Annotated in this window: 20 protein-coding genes; 13 read left to right on the plus strand and 7 right to left on the minus strand. The window is 67.0% G+C overall.

Features of this window, described 5'->3' with window-relative positions:
* The first annotated feature begins 33 nt into the window (after nucleotides 1–33).
* Together TX88_RS22810 and TX88_RS22815 are read left to right on the plus strand one after the other, a co-directional pair.
* A complete protein-coding gene (locus tag TX88_RS22810; RefSeq protein WP_209447103.1) occupies nucleotides 34–648 on the plus strand; it encodes a TetR/AcrR family transcriptional regulator in 615 nt (204 codons plus the stop codon).
* 46 nt (nucleotides 649–694) lie between these two features.
* Nucleotides 695–2,566 (plus strand): S9 family peptidase, encoded by a 1,872-nt coding sequence (locus TX88_RS22815; protein ID WP_044520138.1) that lies wholly within the window; start codon nucleotides 695–697, stop codon nucleotides 2,564–2,566.
* A 71-nt stretch (nucleotides 2,567–2,637) separates the two neighbouring features.
* Here the strand turns inward: TX88_RS22815 and sucD are convergent, their stop codons facing one another.
* Nucleotides 2,638–3,540, minus strand: a complete 903-nt coding sequence (gene sucD / locus TX88_RS22820) for a succinate--CoA ligase subunit alpha (RefSeq protein WP_044520139.1) — start codon at nucleotides 3,538–3,540, stop codon at nucleotides 2,638–2,640.
* A 12-nt stretch (nucleotides 3,541–3,552) separates the two neighbouring features.
* Nucleotides 3,553–4,716 carry an ADP-forming succinate--CoA ligase subunit beta gene (sucC, locus tag TX88_RS22825; RefSeq protein ID WP_044520140.1) on the minus strand — a complete coding sequence of 388 codons (1,164 nt, stop codon included), beginning with the start codon at nucleotides 4,714–4,716 and terminating at the stop codon, nucleotides 3,553–3,555.
* A 272-nt stretch (nucleotides 4,717–4,988) separates the two neighbouring features.
* Here sucC and TX88_RS22830 point away from each other — a divergent pair, with 272 nt between their 5' ends.
* From TX88_RS22830 to TX88_RS22840, 3 genes are read left to right on the plus strand one after another with little or no spacing between them, the layout of a single operon-like run.
* The gene (locus tag TX88_RS22830) at nucleotides 4,989–6,056 is read left to right on the plus strand and encodes a M23 family metallopeptidase (RefSeq protein ID WP_044520141.1); all 1,068 of its coding nucleotides are present in this window, start codon (nucleotides 4,989–4,991) and stop codon (nucleotides 6,054–6,056) included.
* Nucleotides 6,057–6,746: a hypothetical protein gene (locus tag TX88_RS22835; protein WP_044520142.1), complete on the plus strand. Its 690-nt coding sequence runs from the start codon at nucleotides 6,057–6,059 to the stop codon at nucleotides 6,744–6,746.
* A 38-nt stretch (nucleotides 6,747–6,784) separates the two neighbouring features.
* Nucleotides 6,785–7,693 (plus strand): hypothetical protein, encoded by a 909-nt coding sequence (locus tag TX88_RS22840; RefSeq protein ID WP_162563202.1) that lies wholly within the window; start codon nucleotides 6,785–6,787, stop codon nucleotides 7,691–7,693.
* Here TX88_RS22840 and TX88_RS22845 read toward each other — a convergent pair.
* Nucleotides 7,683–8,885, minus strand: a complete 1,203-nt coding sequence (locus TX88_RS22845; protein WP_044520144.1) for a cytochrome P450 — start codon at nucleotides 8,883–8,885, stop codon at nucleotides 7,683–7,685. The two genes, TX88_RS22840 and TX88_RS22845, sit on opposite strands and share 11 nt — an antisense overlap.
* A gap of 207 nt (nucleotides 8,886–9,092) precedes the next feature.
* Between TX88_RS22845 and TX88_RS22850 the strand changes: the two genes are divergently transcribed.
* The 6 genes from TX88_RS22850 to TX88_RS22875 are packed head-to-tail and all read left to right on the plus strand — an operon-like array spanning nucleotide 9,093 to nucleotide 14,116.
* A complete protein-coding gene (locus TX88_RS22850; protein WP_044520145.1) occupies nucleotides 9,093–10,052 on the plus strand; it encodes an ABC transporter substrate-binding protein in 960 nt (319 codons plus the stop codon).
* Nucleotides 10,031–10,927 carry an ABC transporter permease gene (locus TX88_RS22855; protein ID WP_044520146.1) on the plus strand — a complete coding sequence of 299 codons (897 nt, stop codon included), beginning with the start codon at nucleotides 10,031–10,033 and terminating at the stop codon, nucleotides 10,925–10,927. The genes TX88_RS22850 and TX88_RS22855 overlap by 22 nt, the downstream gene beginning before the upstream one ends.
* Nucleotides 10,924–11,658, plus strand: coding sequence for an ABC transporter ATP-binding protein (locus TX88_RS22860; RefSeq protein ID WP_044520147.1), 735 nt, complete (start codon nucleotides 10,924–10,926; stop codon nucleotides 11,656–11,658). The genes TX88_RS22855 and TX88_RS22860 overlap by 4 nt, the downstream gene beginning before the upstream one ends.
* Nucleotides 11,642–13,234: an FAD-dependent oxidoreductase gene (locus tag TX88_RS22865; RefSeq protein ID WP_044520148.1), complete on the plus strand. Its 1,593-nt coding sequence runs from the start codon at nucleotides 11,642–11,644 to the stop codon at nucleotides 13,232–13,234. The genes TX88_RS22860 and TX88_RS22865 overlap by 17 nt, the downstream gene beginning before the upstream one ends.
* Complete coding sequence (locus tag TX88_RS22870; RefSeq protein ID WP_044520149.1) at nucleotides 13,231–13,641, plus strand: 4Fe-4S dicluster domain-containing protein; 411 nt, start codon at nucleotides 13,231–13,233, stop codon at nucleotides 13,639–13,641. Before TX88_RS22865 ends, TX88_RS22870 begins: the two co-directional genes overlap by 4 nt.
* A complete protein-coding gene (locus TX88_RS22875) occupies nucleotides 13,634–14,116 on the plus strand; it encodes a hypothetical protein (RefSeq protein ID WP_044520150.1) in 483 nt (160 codons plus the stop codon). Before TX88_RS22870 ends, TX88_RS22875 begins: the two co-directional genes overlap by 8 nt.
* Before the next feature lie 27 nt (nucleotides 14,117–14,143).
* Here TX88_RS22875 and pcrA read toward each other — a convergent pair whose 3' ends face one another.
* Nucleotides 14,144–16,483: a DNA helicase PcrA gene (gene pcrA / locus TX88_RS22880; protein ID WP_044520151.1), complete on the minus strand. Its 2,340-nt coding sequence runs from the start codon at nucleotides 16,481–16,483 to the stop codon at nucleotides 14,144–14,146.
* A 19-nt stretch (nucleotides 16,484–16,502) separates the two neighbouring features.
* Between pcrA and TX88_RS22885 the strand changes: the two genes are divergently transcribed.
* A complete protein-coding gene (locus TX88_RS22885; protein WP_407939459.1) occupies nucleotides 16,503–16,796 on the plus strand; it encodes a chorismate mutase in 294 nt (97 codons plus the stop codon).
* Nucleotides 16,797–16,845: 49 nt separating this feature from the next.
* On the opposite strand, the gene TX88_RS22890 is transcribed toward TX88_RS22885, so the two are convergent.
* From TX88_RS22890 to TX88_RS22900, 3 genes are all read right to left on the minus strand, one after another.
* Nucleotides 16,846–17,703, minus strand: a complete 858-nt coding sequence (locus tag TX88_RS22890) for a putative endonuclease domain-containing protein (protein WP_044520152.1) — start codon at nucleotides 17,701–17,703, stop codon at nucleotides 16,846–16,848.
* A gap of 79 nt (nucleotides 17,704–17,782) precedes the next feature.
* Nucleotides 17,783–19,804: an SGNH/GDSL hydrolase family protein gene (locus TX88_RS22895; RefSeq protein ID WP_044520153.1), complete on the minus strand. Its 2,022-nt coding sequence runs from the start codon at nucleotides 19,802–19,804 to the stop codon at nucleotides 17,783–17,785.
* An 80-nt stretch (nucleotides 19,805–19,884) separates the two neighbouring features.
* Nucleotides 19,885–21,333 carry an NAD-dependent succinate-semialdehyde dehydrogenase gene (locus tag TX88_RS22900; RefSeq protein WP_044520154.1) on the minus strand — a complete coding sequence of 483 codons (1,449 nt, stop codon included), beginning with the start codon at nucleotides 21,331–21,333 and terminating at the stop codon, nucleotides 19,885–19,887.
* A 50-nt stretch (nucleotides 21,334–21,383) separates the two neighbouring features.
* On the opposite strand from TX88_RS22900, the gene pgi reads away from it, so the two are divergent.
* A complete protein-coding gene (gene pgi / locus TX88_RS22905; RefSeq protein WP_044520155.1) occupies nucleotides 21,384–23,033 on the plus strand; it encodes a glucose-6-phosphate isomerase in 1,650 nt (549 codons plus the stop codon).
* Nucleotides 23,034–23,041: the final 8 nt, after the last annotated feature.

The raw sequence follows: 23,041 nt of genomic DNA on the forward strand, positions 1-23,041 counted from the left end.
GTCACTAAGTGACAAGTTCTGGAGGTGAGGGCGATCAGCGACAAGCAGGATCAGGCGCGTCTGGCGGTCTCGCGACACGCCTGCAAGCTGTTCTGGGAGCGTGGCGTCGCAGGCACCAGCGGTGACGACATCGCCGCGGCCGCAGGGCTTTCCACCCGCACGATCTGGCGCTACTTCCGCGCCAAGGAACGCTGCGTCGAACCGGTGCTGGAAAAGTCCGCGGACCGGTTCATCGACATTCTGAACCGGTGGCCGCATGAGGTATCACTGGCCGAACACCTTGCCACCGACGGGATTTCACATCCGATGGCACCCGAGGACGTGCAAGACGAGATCAGCGCCATGCGGATCGCCACCATGACGATGTCCGAGCCGGCCCTGCGTACCGCCTACCTGATGGTGCACGACCGAATGGAGCAGGGCTTCATCCCGGTGATCGCCGACCGGCTACACCTGCCCGCCGACGACCTCACCGTCCGTCTGTGCGCGGCTGCTGTCACCGGGGCGTTCCGAGTCGTCGACGAGGACGTCAGCGTGGCGGTGATCGTCGAGGGCAAGAAGGTCACCGAAGAGCAGGCGCTCGCCCTGATCGACCGGGCGATCCGCGATGCCACCAACGGGCGGTTGGGCGGACCTGTCGAATCCTGATCGGCCGCAATCGAAAGAGCTTGTCCGCACCCGCGAAAGGAGCGTCATGGCGTTGCCCGAACTGATCTCGGTGGAGGATTTCTTCAGCCCACCCGAGCGCGCAGCCGCGAAGATCTCGCCCGACGGAACCAGAATCGCCTACCTGGCGCCGTGGAAGAACCGCCTCAACGTGTGGGTTCAGGACCTCGACGGCGATGCACCTCCGCGCAGTGTCACCGCCGACGAATTCCGCAGCGTCTACATCTACGCATGGACCGACGATCCGCGGTGGCTGCTCTACATGCAGGACAACGGCGGTGACGAGAACTTCCATGTGTACCGGATCGACCTGGACAACCCCGATGCTGCCGCAGTGGACCTCACGCCGTTTCCGGGAGCCAGAGCGAGTTTCGATCTCGCCAAGGGCCGGCCAGGGAAGGCGATCGTGCAGACCAACAACCGCGATCCCCAGCTGGTCGACGCGTACGAACTCGACATCGCCACCGGCGAACTCACCCTGCTGGCGAAGAATCCCGGGAACGTCATCACCTGGCTGTGCGCCCCCAACGGTGACCTGTTCACCAACACGCTGACGGCCGACGGTGACGTCGAGATATCGCAATGGGACTCGGCCACAGCGTCATTGCGCACCATCAAGGTCTACGACGGCACCGACTACCCGCTGGGCATCTTCCCTCTGGTCATCTCCCCGGACGGCACCGGCATCTGGTTGGGCTCAAATGAGGGCAGCGACCGTACCCGGCTGGCCCGGCTCGATGTGGCGACCGGGGTCGAGACCGAGGTGGACAGCCACCCGACATTCGACCTCGGCAATCAGATGGTGTTGCCGTCACCCTTCATCCTCAGCGAGCGCACGGGGGAACTGATCGGCGCCCGCTTCTACGGGGATCGCCAGGTGATCCATGCCCTCGACCCGAATTTCGCTGCGGTACTGGAGAATCTGACCCGACTGTCGGAGGGCGACCTCGCCGGGATCTCGTCCGACGATTCCGGGCAGCGCTGGGTCGTCAACTTCACCCACGACCGCGACCCCGGCGCCACCTACTTCTACGACCACACGACCGGCGAGAGCCGGCTGCTGTTCCGGCCATATCCGAATCTGAATTCAGATTCATTGGCACCGATGGTCCCGGTGACCATCCCCTCGCGCGACGGCCTTGAGCTCCACTCGTATCTGACCCTGCCCGTCGGCGTCGAGCCCACCGACCTGCCGATGGTGCTACTGGTGCACGGTGGACCCTGGTCACGGGATTGCTGGGGCTTCCAACCCGACGTGCAGATGCTGGCCAACCGCGGATATTCGGTGCTACAGGTCAACTTTCGCGGCTCGACGGGCTACGGCAAGGCCTTCACCAAAGCCGCGATCGGCGAGTTCGCCGGCAAGATGCACGACGACCTGATCGATGCTGTGGACTGGGCCGTCAAGCAGGGGTACGCCGACCGCGACAAGGTGGCGATCTTCGGCGGCTCCTACGGCGGCTACGCCTCTCTGGTCGGGGTGACGTTCACTCCGGACGTCTTCGCCGCGGCGATCGACTACGTCGGCATCTCCAGCCTGGCCAACTTCATGCGCACACTGCCGAACGTGGCCCGGCCGTTCCTGGCGACCAACTGGCATCTGTACGTCGGGGACCACAACGACCCCGTGCAGGAGGCCGACATGCTGGCCCGCTCCCCCATCACGAAGGTGGATCAGATCCGCACTCCGCTACTGGTTGTCCAGGGCGCCAACGACTCTCGCGTGGTCCAGGCAGAATCCGACAACCTCGTGGAAGCACTGCGCACGCGCGGCGTCGAGGTCGAATACATGGTCAAGGAGGACGAGGGGCACGGATTCCTCAACCCGGACAACCAGATCGACATGTACCACGCTGTCGAGCGGTTCCTGGCCGAGCACCTGGGCGGACGCCTTCCCTGACGACCGGACGCAAAAGCCCCCGAAATCCAGTGATTTCGGGGGCCTGAGCGTCTGTGCTCGCGCAGAGAGACTTACAGGTTGGCGAGCAGCTCGCGCGCCTTGGCGGCGGTCTCGGACGGCGTCTTGCCGACCTTCACGCCGGCGGCCTCCAGGGCCTCCTGCTTGCCGGCCGCGGTGCCCGCGCCGTCGGACACGATGGCGCCGGCGTGGCCCATCGTCTTGCCCTCGGGAGCGGTGAAGCCCGCCACGTAGCCGACGACCGGCTTGGTGACGTTGGCCTTGATGTAGGCCGCGGCCTTCTCCTCTGCGTCGCCGCCGATCTCACCGATCATCACGATCAGCTTGGTCTCGGGATCCTTCTCGAACGCCTCGATGGCGTCGATGTGGGTGGTGCCGATGACCGGGTCGCCGCCGATGCCGATGGCGGTGGAGAAGCCGAGGTCGCGCAGCTCGTACATCATCTGGTAGGTCAGCGTGCCCGACTTCGACACCAGGCCGATCGGGCCCTTACCGGTGATGTTGTTCGGCGTGATGCCGACCAGCGACTCGCCGGGGGTGATGATGCCGGGGCAGTTCGGACCGATGATGCGGGTCTTCTCGCCCTTGTCGACGTTGTAGGCCCACGCATAGGCGCTGTCCTGCACCGGGATTCCCTCGGTGATGACAACCAGCAGCGGGATCTCGGCGTCGATGGCCTCGATGATGGCGTCCTTGGAGAAAGCCGGCGGCACGAAGGCGATCGACACGTCAGCGCCGGTCTCCTTCATGGCCTCGGCGACCGAGGCGAACACGGGCAGCTCGACGTCGTTGCCGTCTTTGTCCTTGTGCGACACGGTGGTTCCGGCCTTGCGGGCGTTCACGCCGCCGACGACCTGGGTGCCGGCCTTGAGCATCAGAGCGGTGTGCTTGGTGCCCTCACCGCCGGTGATGCCCTGGACGATGACCTTGGAGTCCTTGTTCAAAAAGATCGACATTGCAGCAGTCCCTTACTTGTTCGCCAGCTCGGCGGCCTTGTCGGCACCGGCGTCCATGGTCTCGGCCTGGACAACCAGGGGATGGTTGGCCTCGGCGAGAATCCTCCGGCCCTCTTCGACGTTGTTGCCATCCAGGCGGACGACCAGCGGCTTGTTGGCCTCGTCGCCGAGGATCTGCAGCGCCTGCACGATGCCGTTGGCCACCGCGTCACAGGCGGTGATGCCGCCGAACACGTTGACGAACACGCTCTTGACCTGGCTGTCGTTCAGGATGACGTCCAGACCGTTGGCCATGACCTCAGCCGAAGCGCCGCCGCCGATGTCGAGGAAGTTGGCCGGCTTCACGCCGCCGTGCTTCTCGCCCGCGTAGGCGACCACGTCCAGCGTCGACATGACCAGGCCGGCACCGTTACCGATGATGCCCACCTCGCCGTCGAGCTTGACGTAGTTGAGGTCGTTCTCCTTCGCCTTGAGCTCGAGGGGATCGGTCGCGTCCTTGTCCTCGAACTCGGCGTGGCCGGGCTGACGGAAGTCGGCGTTGGCGTCCAGGGTGACCTTGCCGTCCAGGGCCAGGATCTGGTCGTCAGGGGTGCGCACCAGCGGGTTGACCTCAACCAGGGTGGCGTCCTCACCGACGAACACCTCCCACAGCTTCTGGATGGTGACGGCCGCGGCGTCGAGCACCTCGGCGGGCAGGTGACCCTGCTCGGCGATCGAGCGCGCGAAGGCCAGATCGACACCCTTGACGGCGTCGACGGGAACCTTGGCCAGCCGCTCGGGCTTGGTGGCGGCGACTTCCTCGATCTCCATGCCGCCCTCGACCGAGCACATGGCCAGGTAGGTCCGGTTGGAGCGGTCGAGCAGGAAGGAGATGTAGTACTCCTCGGCGATGTCGCTCGCCTCGGCCACCAGCAACTTTTTGACGACGTGACCCTTGATGTCGAGACCGAGGATGTTGGTCGCGTGCTCGAGGGCGTCTTCAGGGGTGGCTGCATACTTCACGCCGCCGGCCTTGCCGCGGCCGCCGACCTTCACCTGCGCCTTGATCATCACGGGCTTGCCGATTTCGGTGGCGATCGCCTTGGCGTCCTCGGCCGAGTCGGTCACGCGGCCCGGGGTCGTGGGGACGTTGTGCTTGGCGAACAGCTCTTTTGCCTGATATTCGAAGAGATCCATGTGCTTCCTAGATAGGCGTTGTCTGTCTGCGTTGACTTAGAAACTGCCCGGCCTGTACTTGCCGGACGGGCCCGCTGGCACTTTATCCACCACCGAGTGATGGATTAGCATCGCCTCCGGCTCATGTGGTAGATCTCACCGCGCATGGGAGGTGATACGGATCACAATCCGGCGCGGAATAGACCTATAAGTTGCCACCATCATTGGGATTTGGTTAACGTGCCTCTGGTCCAGATAACGTTCAGGTCACGACGAAGAAGGATTCTCGAGTCTTGCCGCAGCATCGTTCGTCCGCAGCTCCGCGAGGGGTGCCGACGGACGCGCGCCAGCGCAGAAGCCGTGTTTCCCCTGAACAGCTGGACGCCGCCGAGGTCACGGACGTCATCCCTTTCAGCGCTTTCGAAGCCTTCGACGACCGCTCCGGTGATTCCGGATCTGGCGTTATTCATGCCCCGGAACTCGACGATCTAAACGACACCGACGACTTGGTGCCCGTCCGCCTTGCCGTCCCCTCACGCTTCCGCCCCGACGCGGGCAGCGAGCGGAGCTCCCGGTACGCCTACCGCGACAGCCACACCGACGTGAGCGACGGCGTCGCCGCGACGGACGTGATCAACATGTCCGGCCGCCGCGGTGCCCACCGCAAGGAGCACGCCGGCGCCGTCAAGAGCCGCCTGATGATCGCCGCCATGGCCGCGGGCGCCACCGCCGCCGGCGCCTACTCGTTGGGTAACCCCACCGAGACCCAGGCCGACGACACCATCCTGGCCTCCGAGGGCACCCACATCGAAGGTGCCTCCGTCACCGGCTCGGTGGACGGCATGCAGATCGTCTCGGTCTCCTCGACCGCCGACACCTCGGTGCATGCCGAGGAGATCACCAAGGCCGCCGCCTTCGCCCAGGAACGCGCCGAACGCGAGGCCCGCCTGTCGCGCCCGCTGTTCGTGATGCCCACCAAGGGCTACGTCTGGACCTCGAACTTCGGCTACCGCTGGGGCGTGCTGCACGCCGGCATCGACCTGGCGAGTCCGATCGGCACGCCGATCGTGGCTGTCTCCGACGGCGTCGTGATCGCCTCGGGCCCGACCGCCGGCTACGGCGCCTGGGTCAAGCTGCGCCACGCTGACGGCACCGTCACGCTCTACGGTCACATCAACACCTGGCTCGTCAGCGAGGGCGACCGGGTGATGGCCGGCGACCAGATCGCCACGGTCGGAAACCGGGGTTACTCCACCGGTCCCCACCTGCATTTCGAGGTTCTCCAGAACGGCACCAGTCGCATCGATCCGGTGCCGTGGCTGAACAAGAGAGGTCTCAGCGTCGGCAGCTATGTTGGCTGAGTGAGCGACGACCGTCAGTCAGCAGCCGATCACCCGGACGAAGACGACGACCGCACCCGCATCATCCGGCGCCAGCCGCAGGAACCGGTGTCGAGTCCCGTACCGGTCGCCGACGAACCCCACACCAGCATCATCCGACGCCATCCCACAGGCGCCATTCCCACCGCGGGCAGCGCGGAGCCCCAGACCAGCCTGATCCCCGGTGTCACGGGCGGTGACGCGCAGACGGGCCTCATCGGCAGCGCGGAGGACGACGTCAGCACGCGCTACGTGCCCCGCGCCCGGCCCGTGGCCATCCCCCGCACCTCCGTGACCATCAACCCCCGCACGGCGATCGTGGCGGCCACCTTCGCGATCCTCAGCGGCTGGGCCACCGGCGTCATCGCCACCGATCTGATCGCAGGCTGGTGGCGCACCGACCGATTGTTCTGCGTGGCCATCGGTTTCCTGGCAGCGATCTCGGCTGCAGCAACCATCGGCGGGCTCATCGCTTTGTTGCTGCGGCGGCGCATGGGCCGGCTGCTGGTTATTGTCGGCGCCGTCATCGGGCTGCTGATCTTCGCCAGTCTGTTCATCGCCGGGGCCCGACTGCACCCGGTGGTCTACGCGATGCCGGCGCTCCCGCTGGCCGCGATCCTGTTCACCGCGTTGCCCTCGACCGGGCGCTGGAGCGTGCGCGGAGACAAGTAGCGTCCGACGCCGCCATTGGGCGCTGTTAGCGTTCCCCTGTGCGTCCAACAGCGATGGCGGCGATGGTCCTTACTTGTATCAGTGGCGTTTTCGGGATCGCCGCGACGCTGCGGGCGCTCCTCGTGGCCTGGTACACCATCGGCTACGGCTTCGGTACCGCTCCTTTGCGGTTCTGCCACTCGATCCTCAACCTCGTCGTGCTGGCTGCCGTAACCGTCGCCTTGTTCGCCGGGGCCGTTCTGTTGAGCCGCGGCGAACGTCGTGGCCGCACGCTGGTGGTGGCGGCCAGTGCGGCGGTGATCGTCCTGTCACTTGTCGAGTTCGTGGTGTGGGCCGGTCCCGGTTTCATCGCGTGGGGCAATCAAGGTGTACTCGGTGTGACCCGCTGGGCGTGGCTCGCGCTGTCGATCGCCACGCTGATCGCCGGCCTCCTGACGGGAAGCGAAAAGCGCACCGCTGTAAACGATCCTGAGGTTGTGGAGCTCCGTAGCAGCCGGGCGCCCAACCTGCTCGTCGCGGCACTGGCGGTGGCCATGGCCGCCTACCAGCTGTGGGTGGCCGACAAGCAGTTCGACTACAGCTTGCGCTACATCACCGACTTGACGGACCTGCTGCCGACTACGCCGCAGGCGGCGTGGACGCTGGCGATGCTCGAGCCGCTGTCCGTTTCCGTCGTTGCGGCGGCAGTGCTCTTTGTCGGCGCGGCGCTGATGTCAGTAGGAATCGCCGCCGGACGCTTCGTGGTGATCACCGGATGCGCAATCACGTTGGCGCAGGGCATCTTCGGCTGGGCCGACCTGAATCGACTCTTTTACGAGATCGGCGCGAGCGAGCTTGCGACGATCTTCGCGCCGCGGTCGGCATCGGTGGTCGTGCTCACGCTCACCGTGCCCGTGGTCACCGCCGTGCTGGCGGCGGCGGCACCGGCAGGCGCCCCTAGAACTTGACCGGCAACCTCGCCCAGCCGCGGACGCTGGACGTATGGGCACGAAAAGCGTTGGTGTAGTCGACCTCCCAGTCCGTCCAGCGCTTGAGCACTTCCTCGAACGCGACCCGGGCTTCCAGCCGGGCCAGCGCCGAGCCCAGGCAGAAATGCAGGCCCTGGCCGAAGCTCAGATGGCCGCCCGTGCGGTGGATGTCGAACCGGTCGGGATCGGTGAACTTCGCCTCGTCACGATTGGCCGATCCGTTGAGCAGCAGCATGTAGGAGCCCTCGGGAATCGCCTGTCCGTAGTGCTCGACATCCTGGGCGACGTAGCGGGCCTGCACCGGTGACGGCGGTTCGAAGCGCAACGTCTCCTCCACCGCACCCGGGATCAGGCTCGGATCGGCCACGAGCTCACGCCGTTGGTCGGGATGTTCGCCGAGCAGCTGCCCCATGAAACCGATGAGCCGAGCGGTGGTTTCGTTGCCCGCACCGGCGATCATCGCGGTGTACGCGAGCACCTCGGTGCGGGTCAGCAGCCGCGATGTCCCGTCCGCCTCCTCGATGTGCGCGGTGAGCAGATCGGTCATCAGGTCGTCCGACGGATGCGATGCCCGCCATTCGATGTACTCGGCGAACATCGCGATGGCGTCGGCGAAGATCGTCGGGCTGACCCCGTCGGCACTGGCGTCGACCGAGGCAACCGTGATGGCCTTGTCGTTACGGTCCCGGATGCTCTGCTGCTCCTCCTCCGGAATGCCCAGCAGATAGCCGATGGTGCGCATCGGCATGAACGCCCCGAGGTCCGCGACGAAGTCCAGACCGTCCTGCCCGCGCAGGGGATCCAGTGCCTTCGCACAGAAGTCGCGTACCAGGTCCTCGACCGCCAGCATGCGGCGTGGCGTGAAGACTTTCGACAGCAGTCGACGGTGCAGATCATGCAGCGGCGGGTCCTCGAACAGCAGGATGCCCGGCGGGACCTCGATGCCGCTGAACAAGATGTCGGCCGTGGTGCCGCGTCCCGATCGGTAGGCCTGCCAATTGGGCAGCTCCCGCGCCACATCGTCCCACCGGCTGAGCGCGTAGAAGTTGTACTTCTCGTTGTAATACAGCGGCGCCTCGCTGCGCATCCGCTTCCAGATCGGGTACGGGTCGTCGTCGATGTCGTTGTCGAACGGGTCGTAGTAGAGCTCCACCGCCTGCTGCGTCGTCACCGAACCACTTCCCCATCCGCCGTACCAAATAGTTGTTCCACCGTACTGTGGGGTGCGGCCGCCGGTCAATCACCGGCTCACCGCGCCGGCTCACAGCGTTTTAACAGTCAGCCTGAGCCAAACCGTCGACCCGAAATCGGGGCCGGGCGTCTACTGGGGCGGATTCGCGTGTGTGCTCACGCATTGACCCTTCGGAGGCCCGCTCCCATGTTCAACCGCCTGTTGCGCACCGCCTTTGCGCTCACCCTCATCACCACGGCCATCTCCTGCAGCAGCAACGACGACAACTCCGAGGGCTACACGCTGCGTGTCGGCGCGACCTCGGTGACCGGCACTCCCGCGGGTTCACTGGGCTGGGGCGACAAGCAGGGCATCCTCACCGAACAGCTGAAATCCGCCGGGGTCGGCAAGATCGAGTACTCGTTCTTCCAGTCCGGCAGCGACGTCGCCTCGGCCCTGTTCGCCGGCGCCATCGACGTCGCGGCCATCGGCGACAACCCTGCCCTGCGCGCCCGCAGCCGCGACCCGAAAGTAGTTCTGCTGTCCCTTGATTCGATCAACGGCGACGCCTGGCTGGTGGGCGCCAAGGGCGGGCCCACCGACATCAAGGGTTTGGCCGGCAAGGACATCACGGCACCGCAGGGCACCATCCGCGACCGCGCCGCCCGCCAGCTCATCGATGCCGCGGGCCTCGACGGCCAGATCCAGGTACGGGACGTGCCGACGCCCGAATCCATCGCCGGGCTGAGTTCCGGCAAGATCGACGCGGCCATCCTGACCGGCGCCAGCGCGGCCGAGCTGGAATCCAAGGGCTTCCCGATCATCGACAGCCTGTCGCGTCACGGATTCGGCAGCACCGGCACCAACATCGCCCTCACTTCGTTCACCGACGCCCATCCGGAGTTCGTCGGCGCCTGGCAGCAGGCGGTCACCGCCGTCAACCGCGACATCACCGAGAACTTCGACGACTACCTGGCCTGGGTCGCGAAAACCGATGACACCGACCTGAAGTTCGTCAAAGCGTCGACTCAAGCTGATGAGTTCAATACCGAACCGTTCCCGCAGGCAGGGGTCGACCAACTCGAGGCCGCATACAAGTTCCTCAACGCCGACGGATCGTTCGACAACGAATACTCGGTCCGCGAGTGGGCCGGAGCCAAGTCGTGACCGCAGCCGTCACCAGCACCACGGCGGTCCGGACAGCGGCCACGCTCCCGGAACTCGTCGAGGTCGTCGGTGGCCACAGCCGGCGAAAAGGCCTGTGGGCGCGCATCCCCCGGCCGGTACGCCGGCTGGTGAGCCCGGCACTGATCCTGGCGGCGTGGACCATCGGATCGACGACGGGGCTGCTCAACACCGATCTGTTCCCGCCCCCGACCGAGGTGGCGGCCACCGCGTGGCGGCTGCTCGGTGACGGCCAGCTCGCCACCCACGTCGGCGCGTCGGCTGTCCGGGTCCTGACCGGCACGGTGCTGGGCATCCTCATCGGCGTCCTGCTCGCGGTCCTGGCCGGACTCACCCGGACCGGCGAGGACCTGCTCGACTGGACCATGCAGATCCTCAAGGCGGTACCGAATTTCGCGCTGACGCCGCTGCTGATCATCTGGATGGGTATCGGCGAGGGCCCCAAGATCGTGCTGATCACCACCGGTGTGGCGATAGCGATCTACATCAACACCTATTCGGGTATTCGCGGCGTGGACCGGCAACTCGTCGAGATGGCGCAAACGCTTGAGGCGCCCCGCCACACCCTGATCACCCAGGTGATCCTGCCCGGGGCGATGCCGAATTTCCTTGTCGGCCTGCGCCTCGGGCTGTCCAGCGCGTGGCTGAGCCTGATCTTCGCGGAGATGATCAACACCACCCAGGGCATCGGCTACCTGATGTCGCGGGCCCAGACCAACCTGCAGTTCGACGTCTCGCTGCTGGTGATCGTCATCTATGCAGTGGCAGGCCTGCTGTCCTACACGCTGGTGCGGGTCCTGGAACGGCTTCTGCTGTCCTGGCGCAACGGGTTCGAGGGACTCGGAGCGCCGGCATGAGCACTGTGGTCGACGTGCACGGCCTGACCCGCGCCTTCGGTGACCAGCAGGTGCTCACAGATCTCGAACTGCAGATCGAGGACGGCGAATTCGTCGCGATGCTAGGGCGGTCCGGTTCGGGCAAGAGCACCCTGCTGCGCGTGCTGGCCGGTCTCGACGGTCAGGTCACCGGATCGGTGCGGGTTCCCCGGTCCCGGGCGGTGGTGTTCCAGAACCCGCGACTGCTGCCGTGGCGGCGCGCCCTGGCCAACGTGACCTTCGCACTGCCCGACGCCGGACCCGACGCCCCCAGCCGAACCGCACGCGGGCGATCCGCACTCGACGAGGTGGGACTGGCGGAGAAGACCAAAGCGTGGCCGTTGTCGTTGTCCGGCGGTGAGGCGCAACGCGTTTCACTTGCCCGCGCCCTGGTCCGCGAACCCGACCTGTTGCTGCTCGACGAGCCTTTCGGCGCGCTCGACGCGCTGACCCGGCTGAAGATGTACGGGCTGCTGCACGAATTGTGGTCACGCAGGCACATGGCCGTTCTGCACGTCACCCACGACGTCGACGAGGCGATCCTGCTGGCCGACCGGGTGGTGGTGCTGTCGGGCGGACGGGTCTCGCTGGACCGTCGCGTCGAGTTGCCCTTCCCCCGCACCCGCAGCGACGACGGGTTCGACGACCTGCGCCGTGCGCTGCTGGCCGAACTCGGCGTCCGAGAGGAAGTAGGCCATGACCGTTCCCGCTGACCCCGATGCCCTGAGCACCGATGTCCTGGTGATCGGCGGCGGCCCCGCGGCGACCTGGGCCGCCATCTCGGCCACCGAATCCGGGGCCCGGGTCATCCTGGTGGACAAGGGATACTGCGGCACCAGTGGGGCGACCGCCGCCGGCGGCAACAACCTGTGGGCGATCGGGCCCGGGCCGCGGCGCGAGGATTCGGTGCGTGAGCGCGAACTGGCCGCCGGCCGGATCACCGACTCCGAGTGGATGTTCCGGGTACTGGCCACCTCGTGGGACCGGCTCGAACACCTCTCCCAGTGGGGCTACCCGTTCCCGGTGGGCGCTGACGGCCGCGAGATGCGCAGCAGCCTGCAGGGCCCCGAGTACATGCGCCGCATGCGCCGCAAGGCCCATCGCAGCGGCGTTCGCATCCTCGATCACCATCCGGCACTGGAGCTGACCGCCGACCCCGACGGCGTCGTCACCGGCGCCACCGGCATCGCGCGCCAGGACGGCGGCCGGCCATGGCGGATCACCGCGGGTGCCGTCGTGTTGGCCACCGGCGGAACCGCCTTCCTGTCCGGGACCTTCGGCACCAACGTCGACACCGGCGAAGGTCTCTTGATGGCCGCCGAACACGGAGCGCACCTGTCCGGAATGGAGTTCTGCACCGCCTACGCGCTGGCCCCCGAATGGGGCGTGCACACCAAAGGCCGAATGCTGCAGTGGGGCAGCTTCTATGATGAGCACGGCCGCCCGTTCACCACCCAGCGCGGGCTGAGCGGACGCCAGGATGCGCAGCGGGCCCTGACCCGCGGCGAGCGGGTGTTCGCCCGGCTGGACCGGGCACCCGAAAACATCCGCCAGACCATGCGCGACGCCCAGCCGAACTACTTCCTGCCGCTGGACAAGGCCGGCATCGACCCGTTCACCACCGCCTACCCGATCCGGATGGTGTACGAGGGATCGGTGCGCGGCACCGGCGGCCTCCGGCTCGTCCGACCCGATTGCGCGACAACGGTTCCCGGCCTGTATGCGGCAGGTGATGCCGCGACCCGCGAGCTCATCACCGGCTCGCTGTCCGGTGGAGGCAGCCGCAACGGGTCGTGGGCGATCGCGTCGGGCACCTTCGCCGGCCGCGGCGCCGCCGAGTTCAGCCGCGCCCGGCGGGTACCCGCGGGTGAGCCGGTCGCGATTTCCGCACGGTCCCGCGCAGGCGCACCCACCGTCGAGGAGGTGGTGGCTGCCGCGCAGTCGCATGTCCTGCCGCCGCAGCGCAGCTACCTGAAATCCGAAGAGCGGCTACGAGAGTCCGCAGCAGCTCTGGAGACGGTGTGGCGCGATATCGCCGACGGACTGGCCCCGGTGCCGGCCCGCGACGTCTACAAGCAGCGTCAGGCAGTGGCCATGGTGGCCGCGGCCCGCTGGATCACCGCCGCGTCCCTGGCCCGGCCCGAAACCCGCGGCCTGCACCGTCGTGAGGATCTGCCCGAATCGGATCACCGCTACGAGCACCGTATCCTGGCCGGTGGCCTCGACCGGGTGTGGACGGCGCCTGATCCCGTTGCCCCGCAGCTCATCACCTCGGAGGCAGTGGCGTGATCGAGATCGTCAGCGCGACCGCCTGCATCGCGTGCGACCTCTGCATCAAGGTGTGCCCCACCGACGTCTTCGACCGGGGCGCTGACGGGGTGCCCGTCATCGCGCGCCAGTCCGACTGCCAGACCTGCTTCATGTGCGAGGCCTACTGCCCCACCGACGCCCTCTATGTCTCGCCGGTCTCCACGCCCGTGGGCGCCGAAAGCCCGCATGCTTCCGAATCCGCGGTCACCGATGCGGGGCTGCTCGGCGGTTACCGGGAGATGGTCGGTTGGGGACGGGGCCGCTCCCCTGGCTCGCGCCTGGACCAGAACCCGGTGCTGACCTCGATCCCGCCACTGGCCGAGCCACGCCTGGGATCCCCCGCGGTACTGGCGGACGGGCCATGGAACCATCAAAACCATGCCTGACGCTGCTGCTGCCGACACGACCTCGACCGAGAACCGGCGATTGCTCTACGGAGCAACGATTTTCGCCCGGGTGGCGCTGGCCGCCGGGTTTCTGTCCGCCGTCGCCGACCGGTTCGGTCTGTGGGGACCTCCAGGCACACCGAACGTCGGTTGGGGGAACTTCGAAGCCTTCACCGCCTACGTCCACGTTCTGGCGCCCTATCTCTCCGGCGCGTTGCTCCAGGTCGCCGCGTGGGGAGCGACGGCCGTCGAGATCCTCCTCGGCGTGGCGCTCTTGTTGGGAGTCGCCCTGCGCTGGGTGTCCTTTGCCAGCGCGGCGACGCTGACGGTCTTCGGCGTCTCGATGTTCTTCTTCGCAGGCTTCGAGACACCTTTCAGCGCATCTGTTTTCACCGCCGCCGCAGCCGCCCTGCTGCTCGGCCTGGCGCCCGAGAGCAGCCACGCGTTTCGGCTGGGCCGCGCCGTCAGGGCCTGAGAGCCACACGAAACGCTGGTGCGAGCGTCAGAGCTTCTGCACCGGGGCGTGGTTGTGCATCAGCTTGACCCGGCCGGCACTGCCGAAGTCGATCAGTGACATCGCCGATTCGCCCACACCCGAGACCTCCTCGACGCGACCCAGACCGTACTTGTCGTGAGAGACCCGGTCGCCGGGTTCCAGCGTGATCACCGGGCGATTGCGGGCGGGCGCGGGCCGGGAGGGCGACGGGCGTGGGGTGCCATAGCGGCCGGCGTTACCGACCGGGGCGCTCAGCGACGACGACGGCTGCTCGATGCGCCGCCAGTTGATCAGGTCCTCCGGAATCTCGCGCAGGAACCGCGATTCCGGGTTGAGCATGGGCTGCCCCCACGACGAACGCACCTTGGCCCGCGAGAGATAGAGCCGCTTACGCGCGCGGGTGATGCCGACGTAGGCCAATCGGCGTTCCTCGGACAGCTCGTTCGGATCGCCCAGCGCCCGCATGTGCGGGAACATGCCGTCCTCCCAGCCGGTGACGAACACCGCCGGGAACTCCAGCCCCTTGGCGGTGTGCAGCGTCATCATCGTCACCACGCCCGCACCGCCTTCGGGGATCTCGTCGGCGTCGGCCACCAGCGACACCCGCTCGAGGAACTGGGCCAGCACCCCGGTGTCGGGGATGTCCTCGTCGACCGGCTCACCCTCGCCCTGTTCGGCCAGGGCCCGGGCGTTGGCCAGGTCGGTGCTGAATTCGTGTGCGACGCTCACCAATTCGTTGAGGTTGTCCAACCGGGCCAGATCCTGCGGGTCGCTGGAGGCCTCCAGTTCACGGCGGTAGCCCGTGCGCTCCAAGACAGCCTCGACCAGATCCCCCAGCTCGTCATCGAGCTTGCCGCGCAGCGAGTCGAGCAGCTGAACGAAGCTCGCGATGGCCTTCTCCGAACGGGTGTTGAGCATCGGCACCCGCCCCTCGGCGGCGGCCTGCAGCGCATCGTTGAAGCTGGCTCCGGTGTTCTCCGCGTACACCGCCACACAGGCCTCGGCCCGGTCGCCGATGCCGCGGCGCGGGGTGTTGAGGATGCGGCGCATGCTCACCGAGTCACCCGGATTGTCCAGCACCCGCAGGTAGGCGACGATGTCGCGGATCTCGCGGCGCTCGTAGAACCGCACGCCACCGACGACCTTGTACGGGATGCCGGCGCGGATGAACACCTCCTCCAGCGCGCGTGAGGAGTTGTTGGTGCGGTAGAACACCGCGACGTCCGAGTATTTGATGCCCTCGCTGTCGGCGAGCGCGTCGATCTCCTCGGCCACGAAGCGGGCCTCGTCGTGCTCGTTGTCGGCCACGTAGCCGACGATCAGCTCGCCCTCGCCTTCCTCGGTCCACAGCCGCTTCTCGCGGCGGCCGGTGTTGCGGGCGATCACCGAGTTGGCCGCGTTCAGGATGGTCTGGGTGGAGCGGTAGTTCTGCTCCAGCAGGATCGTCGTCGCGTCCGGGTAGTCGCGCTCGAAATCCTCGATGTTGCGGATCGTCGCACCGCGGAAGGCGTAGATGGACTGATCGGCGTCACCCACCACGCACAGTTCCGATGCCGCCACACCGTCGTTCTCGTCGAGGTGATGGCCCACCAATTCGCGCACCAGTACGTACTGGGCGTGGTTGGTGTCCTGGTACTCGTCGACCAGGATGTGGCGGAGCCGGCGGCGGTAGTACTGGGCGATCTGCGGGAAGGCCTGCAGGATCCCGACCGTCTCACCGATCAGATCGTCGAAGTCCAGCGCATTGGCCGCGCGCAGCCTGCGCTGGTACTCGCCGTAGACCTGGGCGATGATGCCGGCCATCTCCTCGGCGGCCTCCGACGCCTCGGCCGCCGCCTGCTCCGGACCGATCAGCTCGTTCTTGAGGTTGGAGATGCCGTTGGCCAGCAGTCGCGGCGAGTACCGCTTGGTGTCCAGCCCCATGTCCTTGCCGATCATCATCAGCAGACGCCGGGAATCGTCGGAGTCGTAGATCGAGAAGTTGGAGTTCAGCCCAGGCAGCAGCGAGGCCTGGTTGCGCAGGATCCGCACGCACGTGGAGTGGAACGTGGACACCCACATGTTGCGCGCTCTGGGGCCCACCAGCTGAACCACGCGCTCGCGCATCTCGGCGGCGGCCTTGTTGGTGAACGTGATGGCCAGGATCTGCCCGACCCCGACGTCACGAGCGGCCAGCAGGTAGGCGATCCGCCTGGTCAGCACGGCCGTCTTACCCGACCCGGCGCCCGCGACGATCAACAGCGGCGACCCCTCGTGCAGCACCGCTTGGCGCTGCTGGGGGTTCAGACCGTCCAGGAGTTCATCAACATCTGCGGCAGCTGGGGAGGCGACGGGGGAAGTGGTCATCTTGCGTTCAAACTTACCGCTGAGCGGGGACAGTTTTGCGCTGGCACGGGCCGACTGGGACTATCAGGCTGTGCCTGAGATCGATGACCTGCGTCGGGAGATCGACGAACTCGACGCCACCATCCTCGCCGCAGTCCAGCGCCGCGCCGAGGTATCCAAGCTGATCGGCAAGGCCAGGATGGCCTCCGGCGGTACCCGCCTGGTGCACAGTCGCGAAATGCAGGTCATCGAGCGATACAGCGTGCTCGGCCCCGAAGGCAAGGACCTGGCCATCCTGCTGCTGCAGCTGGGTCGCGGCCGCCTGGGCCACTGAGTTTCTCCGTTTCTCCACGGAACTGCATTCCCGGTCGTCAAACCGGCCGCTAAGCGACCCTGGCTTCCGCTTCGCGGCGCGCCCAGGCTGCCCGCACCCGATCGAGGATGCCGCGCGGACGATCTTCCTTGATGACGCGGATGTGCAGCCAGCCTCGGCGTTGGATTCTTCTGAGTCTGACCACGTCCCACGCATACTTGACGCGGTCGGTTCGGTGATAGTCCCCGTCGTACTCAACCGCGATCATCATGTTCTCCCAACCCATGTCAAGGTAGGCAAAAGGACGACCGGTGTCGTCGAGCACCGGTATCTGAGTCTCGGGTCGGCGAAAGCCCGCATCGATCAGCAGCAGCCGGAGCCACGTTTCCTTCGGGGACTGCCCGCCGGCATCCATCAGGTCCAGTGCCTCGCGACACCGCCGCACGCCGTGCGCACCGCGGAACTCATCGACGAGCGGTGCGACCTCGTCGGCTACCAGACCGGTCGCTCTCGCGAGTGCGTCGAGATGCGCGACGGCAGCTCGACGGGGCAGGAACCGGCCGAGGTCCAATGCAGTCCGCTGGATCGTCGCAACCGCCATGCCGTTGATCTCGACGACGTCGTCGGTTGTGAAGCGGTCGTTGTGGGTGAGGATGCCCGACGGCGGTCGATGGTTCTGCCAGATCAGTTCAATCGGGGCGTTCTCGTCGACCCATTTCGCGCCGTGCAACGCCGCCGCCGCGCGTCCGGTGACGACAGCACGCCGCTTCGACCACAGCCAGGCGCCCATCGTGTTGCCGTACAGCGATGGGGTTGCCAACCGCGATTGATAGACGTCGGGGAATATCGGCCGGTAGGCCGACCGCAGCCGCCCGCGAGTGAGTTCGCCGCGTGCCAGCGCTTCACTACCCAAGAAGATCGTGCCCATGGCGAGATCCTGCGCGACCGCGCCGACAAGTGACTGCAGACTCCATTGAGACTGCAGTCAGGGTTGCCAAGCGGCCGACTCAGCGACCGGGAATGCCGTTCCGCGGAGAAGGCGGAGAAGAGAGCGAATCCAGCAGCCACGGCGCCAGCCACTGCACCGCCTCGGACGTCGGGTGTACGCCGTCGCTGCGCATCTTCACCCCGTTGATCTTCGCGGTGTACTTGCCGTCCGGATTGAGCTTGGCGTTGAAATCCAGCACCGACACATTCGGCCGCTGCCCGGTCACCGTTCGCAGCATGGTGTTCCAGGCCTGCACCCGTCCCGGCTGATCCTCCGGATACAACGTCCCGTCCGACCGCTCACCGCGCCGGTTGTACGGCGCCGTGGTCACCACCACGCGCGCCCCGGTCGAGCTGAGAATGTCCAGCGCACGCTGCAACTCGCTCTTGAGATAGGTGTCGTAGGCGTCGTTGCCGATGTGGGTCCACCGGCCCTGCCAGGTGCGGTCGACGACTTCCCAGCGTCCGATCATCAGCAGCACGGTGTCCGGCCGGTCATGCGCGATGCGCTGCGCCCAGCGCTCCGGCCAGGAGTCGCACTCGGGCTTCTGATTCAGGGTGTCCCCCGCCGATCGGTACGGGCCACCGCGGGCGACGCCGCAACCGATCGTCGTGTAGTCGCTGAAGTGGAATCCCGGGGTGGGAGGCAGATAACGCATCAATGTCCAGGCCACCGAATCACCGAACACCGCGACCGTGCGGGTACCGGGAGGCAGCGCCGGCGGCGGCCCCACCGCGACGGCCCGCTCCGCGCCGACGTCCTGTTCGGATACCGCGGCGGCCATCACGTCGGGGCCCGCGGGACGGGTCGGGACGCCGACCGGGACCACCGTCATCGTCACCACCGCGGCGGTGGCCACGGTGGCCGCGGACAGTCGCAACATCGGGACGTGCTGCGGACGCCAATGCCGGACCGGCTGCTCGATCGCCCACCACGACACCCACGACACCGCGATCGTCACCGCGCACCGCAATGCCAGCAGTGACCAGCCCTCCAAGCCGGTGCGCTCGCCGTTGAGGATCTGGAAGATCGGCCAGTGCCAGAGGTAGACGCCGTAGGAGATGACGCCGAGGGTGACGAGCGGGTACCAGGCCAGCACCCGGGCGACGTAGCCGTCCTGATCCAGCGCGACCGGGGCGACGACCAGAACCGCGCCAAGTGCCACCACGATCAGCAGGCCGTGGTGGAACTCGTCGGCGCTGCCGGTCGCCAGGTGTGCGGCCGCCGCCAGCACCGCGACTCCGATCACCGGCAGGATCCAGGCGATCCAGCGTCGCCACCGGGCCCGGATCAACGTGCCCGACATCGTCAGCGACGACCAGTCGCGCACCAACAGCGCCGCGGCCGCCGCACCCACCAACAGGGCCTGGGCCCGGGTGTCGGTGCCGAAGTACACGCGGTTGAGGTCGGCGGCATCGCCGGACAGCCAGATCGACGCCACGGCCGAACCGACCACTCCGAGCACCGCGAGCCCGAATACCACCGCGCGCACAGCGCCGGTCGAGCGGCGGCGCACCAGCAGCGCGGCGGCCAGCACCAGCAGCGGCCAGATGACGTAGTACTGCTCCTCGACCGCCAGCGACCAGGTGTGCTGCAACGGTGACGGAGCACTGCCCTGACTGAAGTAGTCGGTGTCGGTGGCGACGAACATCCAGTTCGCCATCCAGAAGAACGCCGCGACCGCATCTTCGCGAAGCGTGGTGACCGCATCCGAGGAGAACAAGGGCCGGGCGATCACCACGGCCAGAGTCATCAGCACCATGGCGGGCAACAGGCGTTTGGCGCGGCGGATCCAGAAGCCCTTGAGATCGATGCGCTCGGTGCGGCGGTACTCGTCGAGCAGCAGTGAGGTGATCAGGAATCCGCTGAGCACGAAGAAGACGTCGACGCCGATGAAACCCCCGGCCACACCGGGCACTCCGCCGTGGCCGGCCAGTACCAGGGCCACGGCGATGGCGCGGATGCCGTCGAGTGCGGGGATGTCACGCCGGATGGAGGCACGCCGACGCCGGCTGGCAGCACGGACTGGCGCCGCAGTCACGTCATGCCCTCCCGTCTTGGCGTCCGAACCCCAGAGCTTAGGGGCGATCGGGCGCCGAGCCGGGAAGGCGCGACGGAGCGCTAACGGGTTAGCGCAATATATTTCGTGTCGAGGTACTCCTCGATGCCCTCGGTGCCGCCCTCACGGCCGAAGCCGGATTCCTTGATGCCGCCGAACGGCGCGGCCGCATCCGAGATGACTCCGCGATTGACGCCGACCATGCCGGATTCGATGCCCTCGGCCACTCGCAACGCGCGGTCCAGCGACTGTGTGTAAACGTAAGCAGCCAAGCCGTATTCGGTGCTGTTGGCGGCGGCCACACCCTCTTCCTCGGTGTCGAACCCGGTGATCGGGGCGACCGGACCGAAGATCTCCTCCTTGAGGATGCGGGCATCGGCGGGCACGTCGGCCAGCACCGTGGCCGGGTAGAAGTTGCCCGGCCCGCCCGGCGCGACGCCGCCGACCGCGACGGTCGCACCGCGGGAGACCGCATCGGAGACGAGTTCGGTGACGGTGGAGACCTGCTTGGAGTTGATCAGTGGGCCCAACGTGGACGACGGGTCGATGCCCTTGCCGAGGGTGAACTCGCTCATCCTCTTGACGAGCTTCTCGGTGAACTCCTCGCGCACCGAGTTGGCCACGTGGAAACGGTTGGCCGCGGTGCAGGCTTCACCGCCGTTGCGCATCTTGGCCAGGATCGCGCCGTCGACCGCGGCGTCGACATCGGCGTCGTCGAACACGATGAACGGGGCGTTGCCGCCGAGCTCCATCGACGTGCGCAGCAGCTTGTCGGCGGACTGCTTGACCAGCGCCTTGCCCACGCCGGTCGAGCCGGTGAAGGTGAGTTTCCGAAGCCGGCCGTCGTCGATGAGCGCGGTGCTGACCGCACCCGGGTTGCTGGTCGGCAGCACCGAGAGCACACCCTTGGGCAGGCCGGCCTCATCCATCAGCTTGGCCAGCAGCAGCATGGTCAGCGGGGTTTCCTGCGCGGGCTTGACGATCATGGTGCAGCCAGCGGCGAACGCCGGCCCCATCTTGCGGGTCCCCATCGCCAGCGGGAAGTTCCACGGCGTGATGGCGTAGCACGGGCCGACGGCCTGCTTGGTGACGAGGATGCGGCCGGTGCCGGCCGGAGCCGGGGTGTAGCGGCCGGCGATGCGCACCGCCTCCTCGGAGAACCAGCGGAAGAACTCGGCGCCGTAGGCGACCTCGCCCTTGCTCTCGGCGAGCACCTTGCCCATCTCCAGGGTCATCAGAGCCGCGATGTCGTCGGCACGCTCGGTGATCTTCTCGAACACCGACCGGAGGATCTCGCCTCTCTTGCGCGGTGCCGTCGCAGCCCATTCGGCCTGGACCGCACACGCGGCGTCCAGTGCGGCGACGGCATCGGCGGCGGTCGCGTCGGCCACCGTGGCCAACACCTGATCGTCGCTGGGGTCGAGCACGTTGAACGTCGATGCGGCCTGGCGTTCCTCACCACCGATCCAAAGACCCGTGGGCACGGATGAAATCAAGTCTTCAATGGCCATACATCCATCATGTACACCTTCGCTCCCAACCCCGCATTAAGGTCGACAGAATGAGTGCTGACATCACCGCATCCCCCGCATGGCAGGCATTGTCGAAGCACTACGACGAGATCGGCGACGTCCATCTGACGGAGCTCTTCGCGGAGGACCCGAATCGCGGCACCGAGCTGGTACTGACCGTCGGTGACCTCTACATCGACTACAGCAAGCACCGGGTCACCCGCCGCACCCTGGAGCTGCTGGCGGATCTGGCCCGCGCCGCCGGGTTGGAGGCGCGCCGCGACGCGATGTTCGCCGGTGAGCACATCAACACCTCCGAGGACCGCGCGGTGCTGCACACGGCGCTGCGGTTGCCTGCCGACGCGACGCTGACCGTCGACGGCCAGAACGTGGTGGCCGACGTCCACGAGGTGCTCGATCGCATGGGCGGGTTCACCGACCGGCTGCGCAGCGGCGAGTGGGCCGGCGCCACCGGCGAGCGGATCAAGACCGTCGTCAACATCGGTATCGGCGGTTCGGACCTGGGTCCGGTGATGGTGTACGACGCGTTGCGCCACTACGCCGACGCCGGCATCAGCGCCCGCTTCGTATCCAACGTCGACCCGGCCGACCTGGTGGCGACGCTGGCCGATCTGGACCCGGCCACAACACTTTTCATCGTCGCGTCCAAGACGTTCTCCACTCTTGAGACGCTGACCAACGCGACGGCGGCGCGTCGCTGGCTGGTGGACGCGCTCGGCGAGGATGCGGTGGCCAAGCATTTCGTGGCGGTGTCCACCAACGCCAAGCTGGTGCAGGAGTTCGGCATCGACACCGACAACATGTTCGGGTTCTGGGATTGGGTGGGTGGCCGGTACTCGGTGGACTCGGCGATCGGGCTGTCGGTGATGGCCGTGATCGGCCGCGAGCGGTTCGCCGAATTCCTGTCCGGTTTCCACCTTGTCGACGAGCACTTCCGCACCGCGCCGCTCGCCGAGAACGCTCCGGCACTGCTCGGCCTGATCGGTCTCTGGTACTCGAATTTCTTTGGCGCGCAGTCGCGTGCGGTGCTGCCCTACTCGAACGACCTGTCCCGGTTCGCGGCCTACCTGCAGCAGCTGACGATGGAGTCCAACGGCAAGTCGGTGCAAGCGGACGGCACCGCCGTCACAACCGACACCGGCGAGATCTTCTGGGGCGAACCGGGGACCAACGGCCAGCACGCGTTCTATCAGCTGCTGCACCAGGGCACCCGGCTGGTGCCTGCCGACTTCATCGGCTTCTCCCAGCCCACCGACGATCTGCCCACCGCCGACGGCACCGGCAGCATGCACGACCTGCTGATGAGCAACTTCTTCGCCCAGACCCAGGTGCTGGCGTTCGGAAAGACCGCTGAAGCCATTGCGGCGGAAGGCACTCCGGCCGCAGTGGTGCCACACAAGGTCATGCCCGGAAACCGACCGACGACGTCAATCCTGGCAACCAGGTTGACGCCGTCGGTCGTGGGCCAGCTCATCGCCCTCTACGAACACCAGGTGTTCACCGAAGGAGTGGTGTGGGGGATCGACTCCTTCGATCAGTGGGGCGTTGAACTGGGCAAGACCCAGGCAAAGGCACTGCTGCCGGTGATCACCGAATCGGAATCACCGGGCAAGCAGTCGGATTCGTCGACCGATGCGCTGGTGCGGCGTTACCGCGTCGAGCGCGGGCGCTCAGCCTAGGACCGTTC

The organism is Mycolicibacterium septicum DSM 44393 (assembly GCF_000455325.1).
Lineage (GTDB): Bacteria > Actinomycetota > Actinomycetes > Mycobacteriales > Mycobacteriaceae > Mycobacterium > Mycobacterium septicum.